The sequence below is a fragment of the Enterococcus sp. C102(2024) genome (genome assembly GCF_040888205.1).
In the GTDB taxonomy this organism is placed as follows: Bacteria; Bacillota; Bacilli; order Lactobacillales; family Enterococcaceae; genus Enterococcus; species Enterococcus faecalis.
Map to the genome: position 1 here is coordinate 297,992 of NZ_JBFOHH010000001.1, position 19,853 is coordinate 317,844.

A 19,853-nucleotide genomic window follows, 5' to 3' on the forward strand; every position below is an offset into this window, starting at 1 on the left:
TATCTAGTTAATGGCAGAAGCTTATAACGAAGAAGTAGTAGCGCTACTTCAAAAAGAATTGACAACGTATCGTTCAAAACAAATAACAACGGTTTTAACTTTATTAAATGAAGGAAATACAGTTCCTTTTATTGCCCGTTACCGGAAAGAAATGACTGGAAGTTTAGATGAAGTCCAAATCCGTGAAATAGAAGAACGTTATCATTATTTACAAAACTTGAAAAAGCGGAAAGAAGAAGTTCTCCGTTTAATTGAAGAGCAAGGAAAACTAACAAAAGAACTCAAAACAGATATTCAAAAAGCAGTAAAAATGCAACAAGTGGAAGATTTATATCGACCATATAAACAAAAACGTCGGACTAAAGCGACTATCGCGAAAGAAAAAGGGTTGGAACCATTAGCAGATTGGTTGCTCTCTTTACCTGAAAACGCGGATATCTTAGCTAAAGCGGCTACTTTTATTAATGAAGAAAAAGAAGTTGCAACCGCCGAGATAGCCTTGCAAGGTGCTCATGAAATTTTAGCAGAACGCATTAGCGATGAACCAAAATACCGAACATGGTTACGTGATTATATGGTTAAACATGCGCAATACGTTAGCGTAGTTAAGGACGAAGAAAAAGACGAAAAGCAGACCTATGAAATGTATTACGATTTTGCAGAACCAGTTAGCAAAATGGTGCCGCACCGTGTCTTAGCAACGAATCGTGGTGAAAAAGAAGACATTTTAAAGGTTTCCCTTGTCGCTGATGAAACAAAAATTAATGATTATTTCCAACGTCAACTAATCGGCAAACAAGCAACAAGTTTTGCTGCTCCATACATTGAGGCTGCTTATTTAGATAGCTATAAACGATTTATTGGACCAGCGATTGAACGGGAGATCCGCAATGAATTAACAGAAAAAGCTGATGAACAAGCGATTGCAATTTTCGGTGAAAATTTACGTAATTTATTATTACAGTCACCACTTAAAGGAAAAGTTGTTCTAGGATTTGACCCGGCTTATCGGACAGGTTGTAAATTAGCAGTTGTCGATGAAACGGGTAAAGTTTTAGCAATTCAAGTGATTTATCCACATAAACCAGCGACTGCTGCGAAACGTGAAGCCGCTGGTCCAGCCTTTAAAAAAATCATTGAAGACTATCAAGTGGACATGGTAGCTATTGGAAACGGAACGGCAAGTCGTGAATCTGAATTGTTTGTGGCAGAGCAATTAAAAGCGGTGAAACGGGACGTCTTTTACGTGATTGTTAATGAAGCAGGGGCTTCCGTTTACTCTGCGAGTGAAGTGGCTCGTAAAGAGTTTCCTGATTTACAAGTCGAAGAACGAAGTGCGGTCAGCATTGCACGTCGTTTACAAGATCCGCTGGCAGAATTAGTAAAAATTGATCCCAAAGCAGTCGGGGTTGGTCAATATCAGCATGACGTATCGCAAAAACGTCTTGCCGAGCAATTGGATTTTGTTGTGGAAACTGCAGTAAACCAAGTTGGTGTTGATGTGAATACAGCGAGTGCTCAACTTTTACAACATATTTCTGGCTTAAATAAAACAACGGCGCAAAACTTAGTCACTTATCGTGATGAAAATGGTGTCTTCACAGCACGAAATCAAGTCAAAAAAGTACCTCGTTTAGGACCAAAAGCATTTGAACAAGCAATTGGCTTTTTACGAATTCCTAATGGCAAAAATGTGTTAGATAACACTGGCATTCACCCAGAAAGTTATCCAGTAGCACAAGCAATTTTAGAAAAAGCAGAGATTGCTTCTAAAGAATTAGGGACAGCAGAAGCTATCGAAAAATTGAAACAGTTACCAGTGAATCAATTAGCTACTGAGTTAGAAGTAGGTTCAGAAACACTCACAGATATTATTGCTAGTTTAATCCAACCAGGTCGTGATATGCGCGATGAGATGTCCGCGCCACTTTTACGTAAAGACGTGTTGACAATGGAAGATTTGAAACCAGGAATGGAAATGCAAGGGACTGTTCGAAACGTAATTGACTTTGGCGCGTTTGTCGATATTGGTGTGAAGCAAGATGGCTTAGTCCACATTTCTAAGTTAAGTCCTAAATTTGTTAAGCACCCAACGGATGTTGTTGCGGTGGGGGATGTAGTCACAGTTTGGGTAGAAGATGTTGACTTGAAAAAGGGGCGTATTAGTTTAACTATGTTGCCTCGGGCTGATAGAAAAGAGTAGCAATGAAAGAGTCTCAACCAGTCTTGATGACAGATCAAGCGCTTCAAACGCTAGTGGAAAAAATTTCAATCGTATTTTTTCAGAAACCTTTTCTGCATCAAGCTACATTTAATCGGCGGTTAAAAACTACGGGCGGTCGCTATCATTTAGCTTCGCATCACCTGGATTTTAATCCAACTGTTTTTTTAAAGTATGGACAAGAGGAACTGGAAAAAGTCATTAAGCATGAGTTATGTCACTATCATTTACATTTAGCTGGCAAAGGCTATCAGCATAAAGATAAGGACTTTAAAGAGTTATTGGCTAAGACTGGCGGTGCCCGTTACGCACCGCCTCTAGTAGAACGGAAAAAAGCAGTTTTCCATCAGTACCAATGTCAGTCTTGTGGAGAAGTCATCCTCAGAAAACGACGAATTGATACGACACGATATGTCTGCGGAAAATGTCATGGGCGTTTGTCCTGGCAAGCGAAAAAAGAACAAATCTAACAATTCTGGTCTTTGTTATCTTGACAAAGACCAGTAATTATTTTAGGATAAATAAGTGCTCTTAAAATGCAGATGTGTTGGAATTGGCAGACAAGCATGATTGAGGGTCATGTGGACAGATGTCCGTGTGGGTTCGAGTCCCATCATCTGCATCAACTAGTATAACAAGAGGTCGGGACAGAAGTGTTTAACTCCGAGAAATAAGAAGGAGTTGCTTCTGTTCCCGCCGTTTATCAGTTTTTGAGCGTGGAGCAAAAATCCAAAGTGATTTTTGTCCCACGCTCTTGTTTATTACGGAAAAACCATCAATTTTTTATTAAATTCTGATATTTATTATTGCTTTTTCATTATAGTTGGCGTAACTTTAGAGTATAAATTTGTGAAGCGAGGGAGTCCGTGTGAGAAATTTTAAAAAATCCGATAAATTAAATAACGTAAGTTACGATGTCCGTGGTCCTGTTTTAGAAGAAGCAGAACGCATGCAAGAAGAGGGCATACGTATTTTGAAATTAAATACAGGGAATCCAGCGCCATTTGGTTTTGATGCCCCAAATGAAATTGTGCGCGACATGATTGTGAATGTTCGCGATTCAGAAGGTTATTCCGATTCAAAAGGTATTTTTTCTGCAAGAAAAGCGATTGAACAATATTGCCAATTAAAAAAATTTCCTAATGTAACGATTAATGATATTTACACTGGTAATGGCGTGAGTGAATTAATTACCATGTGTATGCAAGGCTTGTTAAATAACGGCGATGAAGTACTTGTGCCAATGCCAGACTATCCTTTATGGACTGCGTCTGTTTCTTTGGCAGGCGGTACGCCCGTCCATTATATTTGTGATGAGCAAGCAGAATGGTATCCAGACATTGATGATATAAAATCAAAAATAACTTCGAATACAAAAGCAATCGTTATTATAAATCCCAATAATCCGACTGGTGCTTTATATCCGAAAGAGTTATTATTAGAAATTGTCGAAGTGGCACGTCAAAATGATTTAATTATTTACTCCGATGAAATTTATGATCGTTTGGTCATGGATGGTTTGGTTCATGTACCGATTGCTACATTAGCACCTGATTTATTTGTCGTAACATTGAATGGTTTGTCAAAATCACATCGAGTGGCAGGCTTCCGATGCGGTTGGATGGTGTTGAGTGGAGATAAATCACGAGTAAAAGGGTATATCGAAGGGCTAAATATGCTTGCTTCCATGCGGTTATGCTCGAATGTGTTGTCACAACAAATCATTCAAACCGCATTAGGCGGCTATCAAAGTGTCGATGACTTACTTTTACCAGGTGGCAGAATTTACGAACAACGAGAATTTATTTACAATGCGATAAATGATATTCCTGGTTTATCAGCCGTGAAGCCTAAAGCAGCTTTCTATATTTTCCCGAAAATTGATACGGCCAAATTTGACATTTATGATGATGAAAAATTTGTTTTAGATTTCTTACACAAACATCATATTTTATTAGTCCATGGTGGTGGGTTCAACTGGCAACAACCAGATCACTTCCGTATTGTTTATTTACCGAAGATGGAAGACTTAAAAACTACAGCAGATAAAATGCGTGAATTTTTAAGTACCTACAAACAAAAATAAAAGAACTACCAAAAAATAGCCTCTAACGAAGCTATTTTTTGGTAGTTCTTGTTTTATCAACAATACTATTCTGCGGTTTCACATGCTTTTTTACTAATAATCATTCGGTTGGTATATTTTTCTTCCATATCAGGACTAGGATTTGCTACTACGATGAGATAAGAATTTTCATACTCCTTCTCCACAAAGCCTGAATAATTTGTTTTTTCCCAAATGAAGTGAACCTTTTTCTCTTCGGCCATACAATAACACTCCTTTTTAATAAAAATGAACCTATTTATTTTCTAAGAAAACCTTAGATAATGTTCTTGCAGTATATTATGCAATAAAGTACAATAAAAGCATAATGCGAATTCGCATATTTTGACAAAATCCCCATTTTGCAAGGAAAATGGCCGATATAAATAGGAGCTATTGTGATGAATTCTTTAGGTGCAGTTATTAAAGAAATTAGAAAAAATAGAAAATTGACACAGAAAATGTTATCAGAAGACATCTGTTCGCAAAGTGTTTTAAGCCGCATTGAAAACAATGAAGAGTTGCCGAATGTCCTCGTAATGCAACAACTTTGTGATCGTTTAGGTGTGACGGTTGACCAGATTATGCGTTATAAATCTGGTGATGTGCACGTTGTTACGTATTCATTTGAAAAAATGGCTGAATATTTTCGCCATAAAAAATATCAATTATTATTAAATTATTTAAAGGAAAATCGTATTGAAGAACAATTGTATTTAGATACGGACTGGCAAAAATATTATTATTATTTAGGTAGTTGTGAATTGTTTGTTCTAAATGATTACGAAAAAGCTATTGCTAGTTTGCGTAAAGGATTATCTTTCACCTATAAAGCCGATAAATTAAATGTTTCTGATTTAGAGATTCAATTAATTAGTTGTCTAGGTGCTACTTATGGTTACATGGGCAATCGAGTAGAGGCAGAACGATTTTTAAGTTTGAGTATTCATTATTTTAATCAATTGCCAAATGAACGCAGTAATGCAGAGTTAACGAAAATATTTTTTAATTATGCTGATTTCTTATTCAAAAATTATACAGAAAAAGATGCCGAAATTTATGTGGATCAAGGAATTACTTGGGCTCGCAAAAAAAATAGTTATTATTATTTAAGTGAATTATTAAATCTAAAATATTTAGTTTTAATGAGAAAGAATAAACATGAAGAAGCGGAACGTTATCTGAACTTAGCACAACAAATGAAAAATGTGGAAAGTGGCAATCTTTAAAAAATCCTCAGAATTGCTTAAAAGGTCTACACCATTTCTTGACTTTTGTACTGATTAAGAGTACTTTTGAAGTAAGTAAAATAAAGAAAGAAGGATGAAGATGAAAACATTTATCTTTGCAGACAAGTTCTTTTTAAAAAGCGATGTTAAAGGACCTGGTTATTTAGAAATCACGGATGGTATCTTTGGTAATTATACAAAAGATGAACCGCAAGGGGACGTAAAAATTATTCGTGAGGAAGGCAAATGGATTGCCCCAGGTTTAGTGGATACTCATATTCATGGTTACATGAATCATGACGTAATGGATAACGATGCAGAAGGCATTAAAGTGATGTCTGAAGGCTTATTATCTTGTGGTGTAACTTCATTTTTACCAACAACGTTAACTTCAAGTAAAGAACGTTTAACAGATGTTGCACGTACGATTGGTCAAGTCTACCAAGAAGTACCTGGTGCAAAAATTCAAGGGATTTACTTTGAAGGACCTTTCTTTACTGAAGAACATAAAGGCGCACAAAATCCAAGTTATTTTGGAGATCCAGACCTTGATACATTCCACGAATGGCAAGAAGCTTCAGGCGGAATTATTAAGAAAATTGCGTTGGCACCAGAACGTAATGGTGTGAAAGAATTTGTTGAAACCGTTACAGATGAAGGTGTCGTTGTTGCTTTAGGCCATAGTAATGCGACCTTAGAAGAAGCTGATGTGGCAGTTGAAGCAGGCGCTAGCGTTTTTGTTCATGCATATAATGGGATGCGCGGCTTAAATCACCGTGAACCAGGAATGGTTGGTGCATTATTAACGTTACAACACGTTTTCTCTGAATTAATTTGTGATGGACACCATGTACATCCGCAAGCGGCTGAAGTATTGATGGAAAAAGCGGGCCATGATCACGTTGCGTTAATTACAGACTGCATGATGGCTGGCGGTATGCCAGATGGCAACTACAATTTAGGTGAATTTCCTGTTGTGGTAGCAGAAGGAACGGCTCGTTTGGATACTGGGAACTTAGCAGGTAGTATTTTAAAACTAAAAGAAGCAATTAAAAATGTAGTTGATTGGGGTATTGCAACACCTGCACAAGCAATTATGATGGCTTCATTAGTTCCTGCGATTAGCTGTAAAATTGATGATCAATGTGGCATGATTGCAAATGGTCGCGATGCTGACTTTATCGTATTAGAACCAACCATGGAATTAGCAGCCACTTATTTAGATGGCGTAGAACGTTATCGAGCATAAGACACAAGAAAAAGCTTGCGGAAATTTATCCGCAAGCTTTTTTTATAATTCTTTTGGTAAAATCGCAGAAGTGATTTCTTTGTTCTCGTAGGCAATAAAAAAATCGATTAATTGCTTGTCAAATTGCTCAATATCCTCTTTGTAAAGGGAGCTAGGAATCACAAAGGTTTGCTCTAGAGTGCCTGCTAGATAATCGCCATCTAAACTTTGGGCGACAACTAAAAATTCTTGTTCGCGCCAACGTTCTACATCTGTTTCAGAAATGGTTTCTGGAGAGGCTAAAAATTTACAATTTTCGACAAACTGTTCATCAATTTCTTCACTGAAAGTTAATTCAGCATCCTCTTCTTGAGGTTGAGAGAGGATTGCTTGCAAAAATGTTTGTGGTTTTGCATCGGGTAATGTTTCTTTTAGCTGTTCAAAATCCAATGAAAGTTCCTCCTTATTGTTTGTTTAAAATAGTTACTGAAAAATCAATGGGTGAATTTGTTTTAAGGCTTTTGGCTTCTAAGATGATTTTTTCAGCCAACAAATCGTTTCCGTTATATACAGGTGTCACGCGATAGCGAACGGTTTCTCCGCGATCAAGAGCTGCCCGAATCTGATTTTCATATTTCGTCATATAAGGAGTGTTGACGGGATTCTGATACAAGGTGGTTAAGTTACGTGGATCATCACCACTGCCTCCCATTTGACGGCCGATTAGGTGGCCACGCGAATGATTAGCTTTTCCTGAAATGAAACCAGCTGGTCGAATATCTTTATTAGCGGAAGTTCCTGTATTGACCATTGCGGGTTTTAATAGCGCATCAGCGCCTGTCGCTCGTCTTAGACGATCTAGAGAATGATAAGTAATCCAGCCGTTTGAGTTATCCTTTAATTCCTCTGCTGAAAATGTGGCTTTACCATTTTCAATGGGTCCGGGATTATCTCCTTTTGGTGCTGGTGTGCTTGAAGGGGTGGTTGTTTGTGGTTGAACATTAAATAAATCTTGTAAAGCATCAGGAACTTTAACGCCAACCGCGCCTAAAATTAAAATGATTAATGCGCCAATCAGCATGATGGTTGAATTAAATGGTGGTTTCTTCTTTCTGTTTGCCATAACGTGCTCCTCTAATTTTATACTTGCAATAGTCCAAATTTAAGTGGACCATCTTTTCTATTATACGTAAATTTGCTAAAAAATCAAAAAAGGCTTTTCTTTGAAAGACTTGTTTTCTCAGATATGTTACTATTTTAATGTAGAAGGGAAGGGATAGTGGATGGCCTATATTGAAGTCAAAAATGAATACAAGCGTTACCAAATGGGAGAGACAACTATTACTGCGAATGACGGCATTTCTTTTGAAGTGGAAAAAGGAGAAGTAGCGGTTATTTTAGGCCCCAGCGGTGCTGGAAAATCAACTGTTTTAAATATTCTTGGTGGAATGGACAGCTGTGATGAAGGGAAAATTATTATTGATGGCACAGATATCGCTCAGTTTTCAGAGAAACAATTAACCACTTATCGACGCAATGATGTCGGGTTTGTTTTCCAATTTTACAATTTAGTCCCAAATTTAACGGCAAAAGAAAATGTTGAATTGGCTTCGCAAATCGTTGCGGATGCGTTGGATTCGACCACTGTTTTACAATCGGTGGGTTTAGGGGAACGTTTAGATAATTTTCCAGCGCAACTTTCTGGTGGTGAACAACAACGAGTAACCATCGCCCGTGCGATTGCTAAAAAGCCCAAGTTACTTTTATGTGATGAACCGACAGGAGCACTGGATTATGAAACAGGGAAACAAATTTTAACCATTTTGCAAAACACTGCTCGTGAAACAGGAACGACCGTCTTAATTATTACCCACAATTCAGCCATTGCAGAAATGGCCGATCGGGTAATTCGAATTAATGATGCGAAAGTTCGCGAAATGACTGTGAATGATCAGCCTAAATTGGTTGCTGAAATTGAATGGTAGGTGCCTAAAATGAAGAAAACAGCGCTAATTAAAACAAGCTTACGTGAAATTAGACAATCTACTACACGGTTTTTATCGATTATGGGGATTATTTTCCTTGGTGTAATGGTCTTTGTTGGTTTGAAAGCTACTGGACCAGATATGATTAAAACCGCGAATAATTATTACCAGAAAGAGCAGCTTCCAGATGCGCGAATAATTTCTACAATGGGACTGGAAAAGAAAGATTTAACAACACTACAGTCTTTAAAAGATGTCGAAACAGTTGTGCCGCGGTATACAATAGATGCCACGATTGGGCCGCAAAATAATGCAGTAAAATTGTTTGGCTATCGAAAAAATCAAGCAGGATCGGTTAACTATCAAGTAGTTGACGGTCGGTTACCTAAACAAACAAATGAAATTGCATTAGATACATTAGCGAAAACTAGATATGACTATAAAATGGGTGATAAAATCACTTTAAACGATGCAGCGATTAAAGAAAAAGGACTGACGCAAACCCATTTTACTGTTGTCGGATTTATCAATTCACCAGAATATATTGATAATACATCCAGGGGAACCACAACGGTCGGTTCTGGAACGTTAAACTTTTTTGGCGTGGTCTCGGAAAAAGCCTTTGACAGTCAACGGTATCCAGAATTGCTAATCTCATTTCGTTCATTAAAACATCAAAATACGTATTCCTCTGATTATGAAAAGAAAAGAGAGCAGGCCTTAAATCAAGTAAAAGAGGCACTGAAAAATCGGCCAGAAGAACAGGTTGCCGCCCTGCGTGATTCGGCTCAGCCGGACATTAACCAAGGTCGCCAAGCGCTGGAAACGGGAAAACAAGCGCTTGCGCAGTTGGAGCAACAACCAGGAATTCCAGCTGAGATGCTTGAAAAGCAAAAAGACGAATTGGCTAAACAAGAACAACTGTTGACTGAAAAAGAAACAGAGCTAGCCAATTTGAAAGCCCCAACGTATTATTATTTTACCAGGGAAGACAATCCAGGATTTTCTGAATATCAAGATAACGCTGATCGGATTTCTTCTTTAGCCACGCTGTTCCCGTTGTTCTTTTTCCTAATTGCGGCATTAGTCAGCTTAACTACCATGACACGTATGGTGGAAGAAAAAAGAATGGAAATTGGTAGTTTGAAAGCTTTAGGTTATCGTAATCGTGAAATTGCTTCGATTTTCATTACCTATGCAACGGTTGCTAGCCTAACAGGTGCATTATTAGGATTGGCAGTTGGCTATTATCTATTCCCTAAAATAATTTTTGATGCCTACGGTCAAATGTACAATATTCCTGATTTAGTTACACCGTGGTACTTAAATTACAGTTTATGGGGCATCATTGTAGCCTTAGCTTGTACTGTGGGAGCGGCCTTAGTGACATTAAGAATCGATTTATTAAGTACACCAGCTACCTTGCTAAGACCCAAAGCGCCGAAAGCAGGACAACGGATTTTACTAGAACGAATCCGCCCTTTATGGCAACGCATGAGCTTTATTCAAAAAGTGACCGCTAGAAATCTGTTCCGCTATAAACGACGGATGCTGATGACTGTTATCGGAATAGCTGGTTGTATGGGGCTGTTAATTGTTGGTTTTGGTTTACGCGATTCAATTGTGGATGTCGCTACAATTCAATTCAATAAAATCTGGCATTACCAAGCAGTCGTGACTTTTAAAGAGCAAACAACAGCTGAAGAGACAAAAGAGTATCAAGAAACGTTGCGCAAACTGGATGGTTTGAATAAAACAATTCCGTTATATTCAGAAATCTTTAAAACGAAGGGCCAAGGTGCACCAACTCAAAATATTACTCTTTATGTGCCACAAGATCCTTCGAAAATGGCTGATTTTCAGTTATTTAATGATCGAGTCACTGGAGAAAAATATTCCCTCAACGATAACGGTGTAATCATTAATGAAAAATTAGCTAAATTATTTGGCTATAAAGTCGGAGATCAATTAAATTTAGAAAATAGTGATAATCAAACCTATCACGTGAAAATTGCCGCGATTGCAGAGAACTACACGGGTCATTTTGTCTATATGACGCCGAAACTCTACCAGACGATGACGAAACAGAAGCCGGAGTATAATACAGAATTCCTACTTTTTGACAAAAAGTTATCCTCAAAACAAGAAACCTCAATCGGAGAGGCGTTGACAAAACAGCCGAAAGTGTTGAACATTACGTTTTTAACTGCGATGAAAGGTTCGTTTGATGATATGCTGAAAAGCCTTGATATTGTCATTTGGGTACTAATTGCTGTTTCTGGTTCTTTAGCGTTAATTGTGTTATATAATTTAACCAACATTAATGTTTCTGAACGGATTCGAGAACTTTCCACGATTAAGGTTTTAGGGTTTTACGATCGTGAAGTCACCACCTATGTTTACCGTGAAAACATTATTTTAACGTTCATTGGTATTATTGTTGGCTGCTTCTTTGGGAAAATTTTGCATCAGTATATTTTAGCAACCGTTGAAGTTGATTTAATTATGTTTTCGCCAATTATTCATTGGCCAAGTTATCTATATTCCGCAGTCATCACCATGTGTTTCACGTTGTTTGTGATGGTCATTATGCATCGGAAATTGAAGAAAATCAATATGATTGAAGCGTTAAAATCAAATGAATAGCACATTTTAAAAAACGAGGAGTCCGTAGAAGTTCGATAATTCTAGGGCTGCTCGTTTATTGTTGCTTCTTTTATTAAGAAAAAATAGGTCTTAAGATGTATCTTTTGAGATTTATTTGGAAATTACTACTCTTTTTATTTAAAAATTGGTACACTATTACTAGGTTATAGCACAGAAAGGAGTGTGGGAAAAGTGTTAGAAGGTCTACCATTGGAAACGGTTTATTTTTATGCATTAGTGGGGAGCGCGGTCCTCGCTTTTTTACTAATTATTTTTGGGGATGTTTTTAATTTTGATGGACCGGTTGACCCAATGCTGATTATTCCATGGATTGCTTTTACCTCGCTGTTTGGGTACCTTGGGGAAGAATTAACAGCGGTGAATAGTTGGCTTATTTTAATTGTCAGTGGTATTCTTTCAACCATTATTGTTTTCTTCCTAAATTTTTATGTGTTGGTCCCTTTGAAAAATTCAGAGGCCACAATTTCTATTTCGGAAAAAGACATGGAGGGTCGTGTTGCTACTGTGATTACCCCAATTCCTGTCCGGGGAATGGGCGAGATTCAATTGAAGAGTGTCACAGGTTCGTTAAGTCGACCAGCAGCATTTTATGTGCCACAAGAAGTGGCTGCGCCAAGAGGTAGTGAGGTATTGATTATTGAATTGAAAGAACGGGTTTGTTATGTCATTCCTTACGAAGGCAGTCTAAAAATATAGAGTAGGAGAGAAGAAAATGGGAATTTTGTTACCGATTATTATTGCAGTTTTAGTATTATTAATGTTATTAATTGTGTTTGTTTCTAAATATCAGACCGCCAAACCTGATGAAGCGTTAATTATCAGCGGGAGCTATCTAGGCTCTAAAAATGTTCATGTAGACGAAGGTGGCAACAAAATTAAAATCGTTCGTGGCGGTGGTGCGTTTGTCTTACCAGTGTTCCAACGTTCAAATCGAATTAGTTTGCTTTCAAGTAAATTAGATGTTTCTACACCAGAAGTGTATACAGAACAAGGGGTTCCTGTAATGTGTGATGGAACATCAATCATTAAAATTGGTTCGTCGGTTGAAGAAATTGCGACAGCAGCGGAACAATTTTTAGGAAAAACAACGGAAGAATTAGAAAATGAAGCACGTGAAGTATTAGAAGGACATTTACGTTCGATTTTAGGTTCAATGACAGTGGAAGAAATTTACCAAAATCGTGATAAATTTAGCCAAAGTGTACAAGAAGTTGCCAGTGTTGACTTAGCTAAAATGGGCTTAGTTATTGTGTCGTTCACAATTAAAGAAGTTCGTGATAAAAATGGATACTTGGATTCATTAGGGAAACCAAGAATCGCTCAAGTTAAACGTGATGCAGATATTGCTGAAGCAGAAGCTTTGAAAGAAACTCGCATCAAAAAAGCGGAAGCAGAAAAAGAATCACAACAAGCGGAATTGCAACGTCAAACAGAAATTGCAGAAGCTTCAAAAGAAAAAGAATTGAAATTAGCGTTATACAAACAAGAACAAGACATTGCCAAAGCCAAAGCAGACCAAGCCTATAACTTGGAAAGCGCGCGTGCACAACAACACGTGGTGGAACAAGAAATGGAAGTCAAAGTCGTTGAACGTCAAAAACAAATTGAGTTAGAAGAAAAAGAAATTACGCGTCGTGAAAAACAATACGACTCAGAAGTGAAGAAAAAAGCCGATGCAGATCGTTATGCACGCGAACAAGAAGCTCTTGCTCAAAAAGCACGCGAAGTGGCAGAAGCCGAAGCAGAACGTTTCAAAGTTGAAGCATTAGCCGAAGCGGAAGCCAACAAAACGCGTTTAACAGGTCAAGCGCAAGCCGAAGCTATTTTAGCTCGTGGTGCAGCGGAAGCCGAAGCCAAACAAAAGATTGCTGATGCCTTTAAAGAATATGGTGAAGCAGCTGTGTTAAGTATGGTGATGGAAATGTTACCACAATTAATGAAAGAAGCAGCACAACCATTGGGCAACATTGACAAGATTTCAGTGGTAGATACAGGCGCAGGTGGCGAAAATTCTGGCGCCAACCGTATTACCAATTATGCAACAAACTTGTTGGCTGGTACACAAGAAACACTAAAAGAAACAACGGGCCTCGACGTGAAAGAGCTAATTGAAAACTTTTCTAAAAAAGGTACCTCAAATAGCGTGAACTATCATGCAACAGAAGGTTCAGAAAAAGAATAGAAATCAGCCTTTAAGGAGTAGCGAATCGCATTTCGTTACTCCTTAATGCTGCATTGAAACGATAAACAAACAATCTGACAGAGAAATAGCGGGTGCTTGTTTTGTTTCAAAGATTCTGATAACATAGAGTTCTTGGAGGGATAGAGATGTCAAAAAAGAATAAAGATATTGAAGTACGTGTTGAAGAAGAAAAAGCCCAATACAATGGAGCAAATGTTTTAATGAACAAATTATTTATTGGTAAAAAAGAAATCGGTCGTGTCATTCCGCAAAATGATAAAAAATTCATCATTGAAATTGATGGCAAGCAAGAAGGTACAGCAAAAAATCTGGACGAAGCCTTTGAAACAATTATTCGTCAATGGAATTTAAGTGAATAAAAAATAAATAACAATTTTTTTAAAAAAAGGGTTGCTTTTTTCTGGAAAAGATTGTATTATAACTAAGTCAGGTCGTTACAGCGACAATGACTTTTTGGAGGAATAGCGAAGTGGCTAAACGCGACGGACTGTAAATCCGTTCCTTAGGGTTCAGTGGTTCGAATCCACTTTCCTCCATTTTCTTTTTGGGGTATAGCCAAGCGGTAAGGCAACGGACTTTGACTCCGTCATGCGTTGGTTCGAATCCAGCTACCCCAGTTTTCAGAACATTTCTGGTAGAGAGATGTTCTTTTTTTGTATAATTATATAACAAAAATGAGGTAAGATTTTCCTCATGTACAGGCTAGAAAAGTTTTCATTTATATAAGAATATGCTAAAGTATTAAGAAAGAATAGTCTGGAGTTGATAAGAATGAACTTTAAAGAAAAAATTACAGAAATGGTTGAAAATGTTTACGATTTAGCACGCGATGGTAAGTATGATGTCAAAGTTGACTTAATTCCTCGTAAAAAAGGCAACATCAAAAGTGGTGTTAAAGTCACTTCTTCAAGAAATACAGCCCACAATATCAAATGGCGTTCAAAAAACTAACTCGTCTTTAACAGAAACACCGGAGCAGACAAAATTATTGTCTACTCCGGTGTTTTTATTTTTCTAATTCGATGCCTAAGACAGTTAAATGCCCATTACCAACTAATTTGATAACTAATTGGGCTAAGTGGTTGGGTGTCATATCCGTTTCGCTAGTAATCCACCAATGAAGGGTACCGATGAAGATAGAGGTCATGTATTCAATAACAAAATCTATCGGTACATCAATATCATTTTCGGTAATACGCAACTGCGAAAAAATCGTCGCATATTTTTCTTCGATAATCTCAGCTAAGCGTTTTCGAAAGTGTTCGTCGAAATTATTGTCCATGATAGTTAAGAAGAAAGATTTGTTCTCTTGAATGTTGATGTAGAGTTGCGTCAGAAGTTCTTCAATGTGCTTCACGCGGACACGGTTGCCATTAACCAGTTGTTGCGAATCAAGAATAGCGGTAAAAGCACTAAGCGTAAAGGTGAAGATTGCATCATATAAATGCTGTTTGTCTTTAAAATGAGCATAAAAAGTCGCACGATTAATCATAGCTTCATCAGCAATATCCTGAATCGTCACCGCTTCGTAGCCTTTCGTTTCTACAAGTTTAAAAAAAGCTTCAATAATCATTTTTCTGGTTCGTTGTACTCTAAGGTCTGTTTTCTTTGCCATCATAAATTCCTTTCGAGATAGTCAACATTCGTGGAAACTTTGTTGTTTATCTCACAAAATAGGGTAAATTGCTTGTTGCAAATCATTTAGAACCTTTCTAAAATAGGTATATCTATTATAACAAACAGTTTGTATAATAATCAACAAACTGTTGGGAAATGAAGGGGTATTTTAATTGATGGTTATGAGAGCAGGGATTGATGTTGGGTCAACGACAGTAAAATTAGTATTTTTAAATAAACAAAATCAGCCTATTTTTACAAAATATGAACGCCATTTTTCAGATGTCAAAGCAGCAACTGAACGCATTTTAAAAGAAGGGCTAGCAAGGATCGGTGCAGACCAACCTGTGACAATGAGCATAACTGGCTCTGGTGGTATGGGGCTGGCTGAGGTATTAGGGATTCCCTTTGTTCAAGAAGTTATCGCGTGTACACGAACTGTTGAAACAATAATCCCAGAAACGGATGTTGCTATTGAACTTGGCGGAGAAGATGCAAAAATCACTTTTTTTGATGGTGCTTTAGAGCAACGAATGAATGGTAGTTGTGCAGGTGGGACAGGCGCCTTCATCGATCAAATGGCTGTTTTACTTAAAACGGATGCCAATGGAGTGAATGAATTGGCGAAGAATTATCAAACTATTTATCCGATTGCTTCCCGCTGTGGGGTTTTTGCTAAAACGGATGTTCAACCTTTAATCAATGAAGGAGCAGCGAAAGAAGATATCGCGGCGAGTATTTTTCAAGCGGTAGTTAATCAAACAATCGCTGGGTTAGCTGCTGGTCGCAAAATTAAAGGTAAAGTAGCGTTTTTAGGGGGACCCTTATTTTTCATGTCAGAATTGAGAAAACGGTTTATTGAAACCTTAGCAATTCAGCCAGAAGATGTTATTTTTCCAGAACAACCGCAACTGTTTGTAGCAATGGGTGCAGCACTTTATTCAGAAGATGCAGCCGAATGTACATTGGAAGAATTAATTCAGCGCTTAGTGAACAGCCAGGCTACTGATTTACAGCCGAGCGACACGTTACCACCGTTATTTAACAGCGCAGAAGATTTGGCAGATTTTCGAGAAAGACACGCGCAAGCTCAAGCAACGGAGAAACCTTTATCTCAACATACTGGCGTGACCTTTTTAGGGATTGATGCAGGCTCTACAACGACAAAAGTCACATTGATTGATGAAGATGGTCATTTGTTGTTTTCTTTTTATGGTAATAACCAAGGGCAACCTTTAGAAACCACCATGACAGTACTGAAATCACTTTATCAACAACTGCCTGAAGAAGTTTTTATCGGAAAAGCGGCTGTTACAGGATATGGAGAACAGCTAATAAAAAATGCGTTAAAAGTCGATATTGGTGAAGTTGAAACGATGGCCCATTACAAAGCAGCCAACCATTTTCAGCCAGGTGTGGATTTTATTTTGGATATCGGAGGACAAGATATGAAAGCGATGACCATTAAAAATGGCGTGCTTTCCTCCATTCAATTAAATGAAGCTTGTTCTTCTGGGTGCGGTTCTTTTATCGAAACCTTTGCGCAATCTTTAAAATATAATGTGAAGGATTTTGCTTTGGCGGCTTTAGAATCGCAAGCGCCTGTTGATTTAGGTTCTCGGTGTACTGTTTTTATGAACTCAAAAGTGAAACAGGTTCAAAAAGAAGGGGCCTCTGTCGGCGATATTTCTGCTGGACTATCTTATTCAGTCATCAAAAATGCCATTTATAAAGTCATTAAGGTTCGCCGACCTGAAGAGTTGGGAGAAAAGATTGTCTGCCAGGGAGGAACATTTTACAATGAAGCGGTCTTGAGAGCTTTTGAAAAAATTAGCGGTCGTGAAGTGGTTCGTCCTTCTATTGCTGGTTTGATGGGGGCTTATGGGGCAGCGCTGATTGCTTTGGACGCTTATGAAATTGGGGAAGAAACCACGCTTCTTTCTTTAGGAGAGTTAGCGGCATTTACCTCTGAAAAGGAATTTACTCATTGCGGCTTGTGTGAAAACAATTGTCAGTTAACGGTCACAGTGTTTTCAGATGGGCGTCAATTTATTACGGGAAATCGCTGTGAACGTGGTGTGCGAATTAAAATTAAACGAGAAGAACGCAAAGTGAATTTGGTTGATTATAAGTACCGCAAGTTATTTAAGTACCGACCTTTGCGGGAAAATAAAGCGTTTCGTGGGCGCTTGGGTATCCCTAGAGTCCTAAACATGTATGAAAATTATCCTTTGTGGCATACATTTTTTACTGACTTGGGCTTTCGGGTCGAATTATCGCCACGTTCTAATAAACAAATCTATGAACAAGGCCTTGAAACGATTCCCAGTGATACGGTTTGTTACCCAGCGAAAATGGCGCATGGACATATTCAAGCATTAATTGATGCGCAAGTGCCAATCATCTTTTATCCTGGTGTCGTTTTTGAACAGCAAGAAACATTGGAAGCGGATAATCATTTTAATTGTCCAATTGTGCAAAGCTACCCAGATGTCATTCGAAATAATGTGGATGCCATCAGAGAGGGCCAAGTGGATTATCGAAATCCCTATCTTAATCTAGCGAATGAAGCTGCAGTTGCCAAAGTTTTAGCTGAAAATTTTGCTGATTTAGGGATTTCCTTAGAAGAAATTCAAACAGCGCTGCATCATGGTTATCAAGAATTAGCAGCTTTTAAAAAAGAAATTAAAGAAAAAGGCGAAGAAACGTTAGCCATGTTAACTGAAAAAGGCCAGAGAGGGATTGTCTTATCGGGGCGACCGTATCACTTGGATCCAGAGATTAATCACGGCATTGCCGAAGTCATTACACAGGAAGGATTCCATGTCTTGACAGAAGACAGTATCTCGCATCTTGGAGACGTGCAGAATTTACGTGTGGTGAATCAATGGGTCTATCATTCTCGCTTATATGCGGCGGCTAAAGTAGTGGCTAAGACGAAAAATTTAGAACTTGTCCAACTGAATTCCTTTGGTTGCGGCTTAGATGCTGTGACAACCGATCAAGTAGAAGAAATCATGGATCGGTCTGGCAAAATTTATACAGTCCTCAAAATCGACGAAGGCGCGAATTTGGGCGCAATTCGTATTCGGTTGCGCTCCTTGAAAGCGGCTGTCAATGAGCGGGAGAAGCAACAGTTTGTTCCGCATAGACAAATGGAAGAGCCAGAGAAAATTGTGTTTACAAAACAAATGAAAAAAACACATACTTTACTGTTACCAATGCTTAGCCCGATTCATCAATCTGGATTAGTCGATGTAGCATTACAAGCTTCTGGCTATCATGTCGTCTGTTTGCCTGCGCAGGATAAAGAAGCCGTGAATGTCGGGTTAAAATATGTCAATAATGATGCGTGTTACCCAGCAATTATTTCTATCGGACAACTAGTCGAAGCTTTGGAAAGTGGTCAATATGATTTGGATAATGTCAGTGTTTTAATGACGCAAACAGGGGGCGGTTGTCGCGCAACGAATTACATTCCATTATTACGAAAAGCCTTGAATGATGCTGGTTTTTCTCAAGTTCCTGTAGTTTCAGTTTCGATGGGCAATAAAGGAGTCGAATCTAATCCAGGATTTAAATTTACGTTGCCAATGATCAAACGCTTAGTAGTTGCCTTTTTATATGGTGACTTATTCGAACGAGTAGTTTATCGAACAAGACCTTATGAAACAGAAAAAGGAATGGTGGATCAACTGCACCAAGATTGGCTAAAAAGAGTGGAAGCCAATGTCCGGAATGGTTCGCTGACACAATTTAATCACTTCATGAAAAAAATTATTCGGACGTTTGATGAAATTCCTTTACAAGAGATAAAAAAACCAAAAGTCGGTGTGGTCGGGGAAATTTTAGTGAAATATTCGCCGACAGCGAATAATGATATTGTGCGTTTGTTAGAAGAAGAAGGTGCTGAAGCAGTTGTGCCAGATATTGTTGGCTTTATGAACTATTCTTTGTACAATCAAATTTGGAAATACGAAAATATGGGCATGTCAAAACAAAGCAAACGTTTAGCAGAATTTGCGATAAAAATCATTGAATTGGTAGAAAAACCAATGGATAAGGCATTGAGAAAATCGGTCCGTTTTGATGGCATTCATTCCATTTATGATATGGCAGCAGACGCAAGTAAAATTTTATCAATTGGCAATCATACGGGTGAAGGTTGGTTTTTAACAGCTGAAATGATTGAGCTCTTAAAACATGAGGTGAAGAACATCGTTTGTATGCAGCCGTTTGGATGTTTACCAAACCATATTGTTGGAAAAGGGGTCGTGAAAGAGCTACGACGTCAATATCCGCAAGCAAACATTGCGGCGGTGGATTATGATCCTGGGGTATCTTTGGTCAATCAGTTGAACCGAATCCGTTTGATGATGGCCACAGCGAACAAGTTGATGAAAGAAGAAAATGTAAAAAGATAATAACTAATAGAAATTCGTTTAAAAACATTTGACTTGGTCACTTTTTACTGACCAAGCCAAATGTTTTTGTTATAAAAAAAGTATGCAACTAGACCAACTTTGATAAAAATTCCAATTCCTCTTTTATTTATCATTTTTTGGTTGTTTACACGGTCTATACCAGTTATAATAGAAG

The 19,853-nt window shown here is 38.0% G+C and carries 16 protein-coding genes and 3 tRNA genes; 15 read left to right on the forward strand and 4 right to left on the reverse strand.

The annotated features are described in order from the left end of the window. Nucleotides 1-10: 10 nt before the first annotated feature. The 4 genes from AB3I34_RS01565 to AB3I34_RS01580 all read left to right on the forward strand — a co-directional run bounded on the left by AB3I34_RS01565 (nucleotide 11) and on the right by AB3I34_RS01580 (nucleotide 4,307). The gene (locus AB3I34_RS01565) at nucleotides 11-2,203 is read left to right on the forward strand and encodes a Tex family protein (RefSeq protein ID WP_002377682.1); all 2,193 of its coding nucleotides are present in this window, start codon (nucleotides 11-13) and stop codon (nucleotides 2,201-2,203) included. A 26-nt stretch (nucleotides 2,204-2,229) separates the two neighbouring features. Next, nucleotides 2,230-2,691 carry a SprT family protein gene (locus AB3I34_RS01570; protein WP_002365561.1) on the forward strand — a complete coding sequence of 154 codons (462 nt, stop codon included), beginning with the start codon at nucleotides 2,230-2,232 and terminating at the stop codon, nucleotides 2,689-2,691. A 68-nt stretch (nucleotides 2,692-2,759) separates the two neighbouring features. Continuing rightward, nucleotides 2,760-2,843: transfer RNA gene (locus AB3I34_RS01575), tRNA-Leu, on the forward strand. 246 nt (nucleotides 2,844-3,089) lie between these two features. Beyond that, complete coding sequence (locus tag AB3I34_RS01580) at nucleotides 3,090-4,307, forward strand: pyridoxal phosphate-dependent aminotransferase (RefSeq protein ID WP_002357817.1); 1,218 nt, start codon at nucleotides 3,090-3,092, stop codon at nucleotides 4,305-4,307. Nucleotides 4,308-4,372: 65 nt separating this feature from the next. Here the strand turns inward: AB3I34_RS01580 and AB3I34_RS01585 are convergent, their stop codons facing one another. After that, a complete protein-coding gene (locus AB3I34_RS01585; RefSeq protein ID WP_002357816.1) occupies nucleotides 4,373-4,549 on the reverse strand; it encodes a hypothetical protein in 177 nt (58 codons plus the stop codon). A gap of 177 nt (nucleotides 4,550-4,726) precedes the next feature. Between AB3I34_RS01585 and AB3I34_RS01590 the strand changes: the two genes are divergently transcribed. Then, a complete protein-coding gene (locus AB3I34_RS01590; RefSeq protein ID WP_002381942.1) occupies nucleotides 4,727-5,554 on the forward strand; it encodes a helix-turn-helix domain-containing protein in 828 nt (275 codons plus the stop codon). 100 nt (nucleotides 5,555-5,654) lie between these two features. Continuing rightward, nucleotides 5,655-6,803: an N-acetylglucosamine-6-phosphate deacetylase gene (gene nagA, locus AB3I34_RS01595; protein ID WP_002357814.1), complete on the forward strand. Its 1,149-nt coding sequence runs from the start codon at nucleotides 5,655-5,657 to the stop codon at nucleotides 6,801-6,803. A 42-nt stretch (nucleotides 6,804-6,845) separates the two neighbouring features. On the opposite strand, the gene AB3I34_RS01600 is transcribed toward nagA, so the two are convergent. Both AB3I34_RS01600 and AB3I34_RS01605 read right to left on the reverse strand, forming a co-directional pair. After that, a complete protein-coding gene (locus AB3I34_RS01600) occupies nucleotides 6,846-7,232 on the reverse strand; it encodes a hypothetical protein (protein ID WP_010712359.1) in 387 nt (128 codons plus the stop codon). Nucleotides 7,233-7,245: 13 nt separating this feature from the next. Further along, nucleotides 7,246-7,905: a DNA/RNA non-specific endonuclease gene (locus AB3I34_RS01605; protein WP_010712360.1), complete on the reverse strand. Its 660-nt coding sequence runs from the start codon at nucleotides 7,903-7,905 to the stop codon at nucleotides 7,246-7,248. Nucleotides 7,906-8,065: 160 nt separating this feature from the next. Between AB3I34_RS01605 and AB3I34_RS01610 the strand changes: the two genes are divergently transcribed. The 8 genes from AB3I34_RS01610 (at nucleotide 8,066) to AB3I34_RS01645 (ending at nucleotide 14,588) form a co-directional block, all read left to right on the forward strand. Further along, on the forward strand, nucleotides 8,066-8,767 hold the full coding sequence (locus AB3I34_RS01610; protein ID WP_010712361.1) for an ABC transporter ATP-binding protein: 702 nt from the start codon (nucleotides 8,066-8,068) through the stop codon (nucleotides 8,765-8,767). A 9-nt stretch (nucleotides 8,768-8,776) separates the two neighbouring features. Then, nucleotides 8,777-11,413, forward strand: a complete 2,637-nt coding sequence (locus AB3I34_RS01615; protein WP_085444278.1) for an FtsX-like permease family protein — start codon at nucleotides 8,777-8,779, stop codon at nucleotides 11,411-11,413. 183 nt (nucleotides 11,414-11,596) lie between these two features. Then, complete coding sequence (locus tag AB3I34_RS01620; RefSeq protein ID WP_002357809.1) at nucleotides 11,597-12,130, forward strand: hypothetical protein; 534 nt, start codon at nucleotides 11,597-11,599, stop codon at nucleotides 12,128-12,130. Between the two features lie 16 nt (nucleotides 12,131-12,146). Then, nucleotides 12,147-13,616, forward strand: coding sequence for a flotillin family protein (locus AB3I34_RS01625; RefSeq protein ID WP_002357808.1), 1,470 nt, complete (start codon nucleotides 12,147-12,149; stop codon nucleotides 13,614-13,616). A 146-nt stretch (nucleotides 13,617-13,762) separates the two neighbouring features. Further along, a complete protein-coding gene (locus tag AB3I34_RS01630) occupies nucleotides 13,763-13,996 on the forward strand; it encodes a DUF2969 domain-containing protein (protein WP_002357806.1) in 234 nt (77 codons plus the stop codon). 96 nt (nucleotides 13,997-14,092) lie between these two features. Continuing rightward, nucleotides 14,093-14,173, forward strand: a tRNA-Tyr gene (locus AB3I34_RS01635). Nucleotides 14,174-14,182: 9 nt separating this feature from the next. Then, nucleotides 14,183-14,254: transfer RNA gene (locus AB3I34_RS01640), tRNA-Gln, on the forward strand. A gap of 154 nt (nucleotides 14,255-14,408) precedes the next feature. After that, nucleotides 14,409-14,588, forward strand: coding sequence for a hypothetical protein (locus AB3I34_RS01645; RefSeq protein WP_002357804.1), 180 nt, complete (start codon nucleotides 14,409-14,411; stop codon nucleotides 14,586-14,588). A gap of 55 nt (nucleotides 14,589-14,643) precedes the next feature. Here the strand turns inward: AB3I34_RS01645 and AB3I34_RS01650 are convergent, their stop codons facing one another. Then, nucleotides 14,644-15,255, reverse strand: a complete 612-nt coding sequence (locus AB3I34_RS01650; protein WP_016614989.1) for a TetR/AcrR family transcriptional regulator — start codon at nucleotides 15,253-15,255, stop codon at nucleotides 14,644-14,646. Between the two features lie 175 nt (nucleotides 15,256-15,430). Between AB3I34_RS01650 and AB3I34_RS01655 the strand changes: the two genes are divergently transcribed. Beyond that, nucleotides 15,431-19,678, forward strand: coding sequence for a 2-hydroxyacyl-CoA dehydratase (locus AB3I34_RS01655; RefSeq protein ID WP_010712364.1), 4,248 nt, complete (start codon nucleotides 15,431-15,433; stop codon nucleotides 19,676-19,678). The last annotated feature ends 175 nt before the right edge of the window (nucleotides 19,679-19,853 follow it).

Excerpts from the sequence above, each read along its gene's own strand:
- AB3I34_RS01565 (WP_002377682.1), top strand. The coding sequence starts at position 11 with ATGGCAGAAGCTTATAACGAAGAAGTAGTAGCGCTACTTCAAAAAGAA.
- AB3I34_RS01570 (WP_002365561.1), top strand. The coding sequence starts at position 2,230 with ATGACAGATCAAGCGCTTCAAACGCTAGTGGAAAAAATTTCAATCGTA.
- AB3I34_RS01585 (WP_002357816.1), bottom strand. The coding sequence starts at position 4,549 with ATGGCCGAAGAGAAAAAGGTTCACTTCATTTGGGAAAAAACAAATTAT.
- AB3I34_RS01590 (WP_002381942.1), top strand. The coding sequence starts at position 4,727 with ATGAATTCTTTAGGTGCAGTTATTAAAGAAATTAGAAAAAATAGAAAA.
- nagA (WP_002357814.1), top strand. The coding sequence starts at position 5,655 with ATGAAAACATTTATCTTTGCAGACAAGTTCTTTTTAAAAAGCGATGTT.
- AB3I34_RS01605 (WP_010712360.1), bottom strand. The coding sequence starts at position 7,905 with ATGGCAAACAGAAAGAAGAAACCACCATTTAATTCAACCATCATGCTG.
- AB3I34_RS01610 (WP_010712361.1), top strand. The coding sequence starts at position 8,066 with ATGGCCTATATTGAAGTCAAAAATGAATACAAGCGTTACCAAATGGGA.
- AB3I34_RS01615 (WP_085444278.1), top strand. The coding sequence starts at position 8,777 with ATGAAGAAAACAGCGCTAATTAAAACAAGCTTACGTGAAATTAGACAA.
- AB3I34_RS01625 (WP_002357808.1), top strand. The coding sequence starts at position 12,147 with ATGGGAATTTTGTTACCGATTATTATTGCAGTTTTAGTATTATTAATG.
- AB3I34_RS01630 (WP_002357806.1), top strand. The coding sequence starts at position 13,763 with ATGTCAAAAAAGAATAAAGATATTGAAGTACGTGTTGAAGAAGAAAAA.
- AB3I34_RS01645 (WP_002357804.1), top strand. The coding sequence starts at position 14,409 with ATGAACTTTAAAGAAAAAATTACAGAAATGGTTGAAAATGTTTACGAT.
- AB3I34_RS01650 (WP_016614989.1), bottom strand. The coding sequence starts at position 15,255 with ATGATGGCAAAGAAAACAGACCTTAGAGTACAACGAACCAGAAAAATG.
- AB3I34_RS01655 (WP_010712364.1), top strand. The coding sequence starts at position 15,431 with ATGGTTATGAGAGCAGGGATTGATGTTGGGTCAACGACAGTAAAATTA.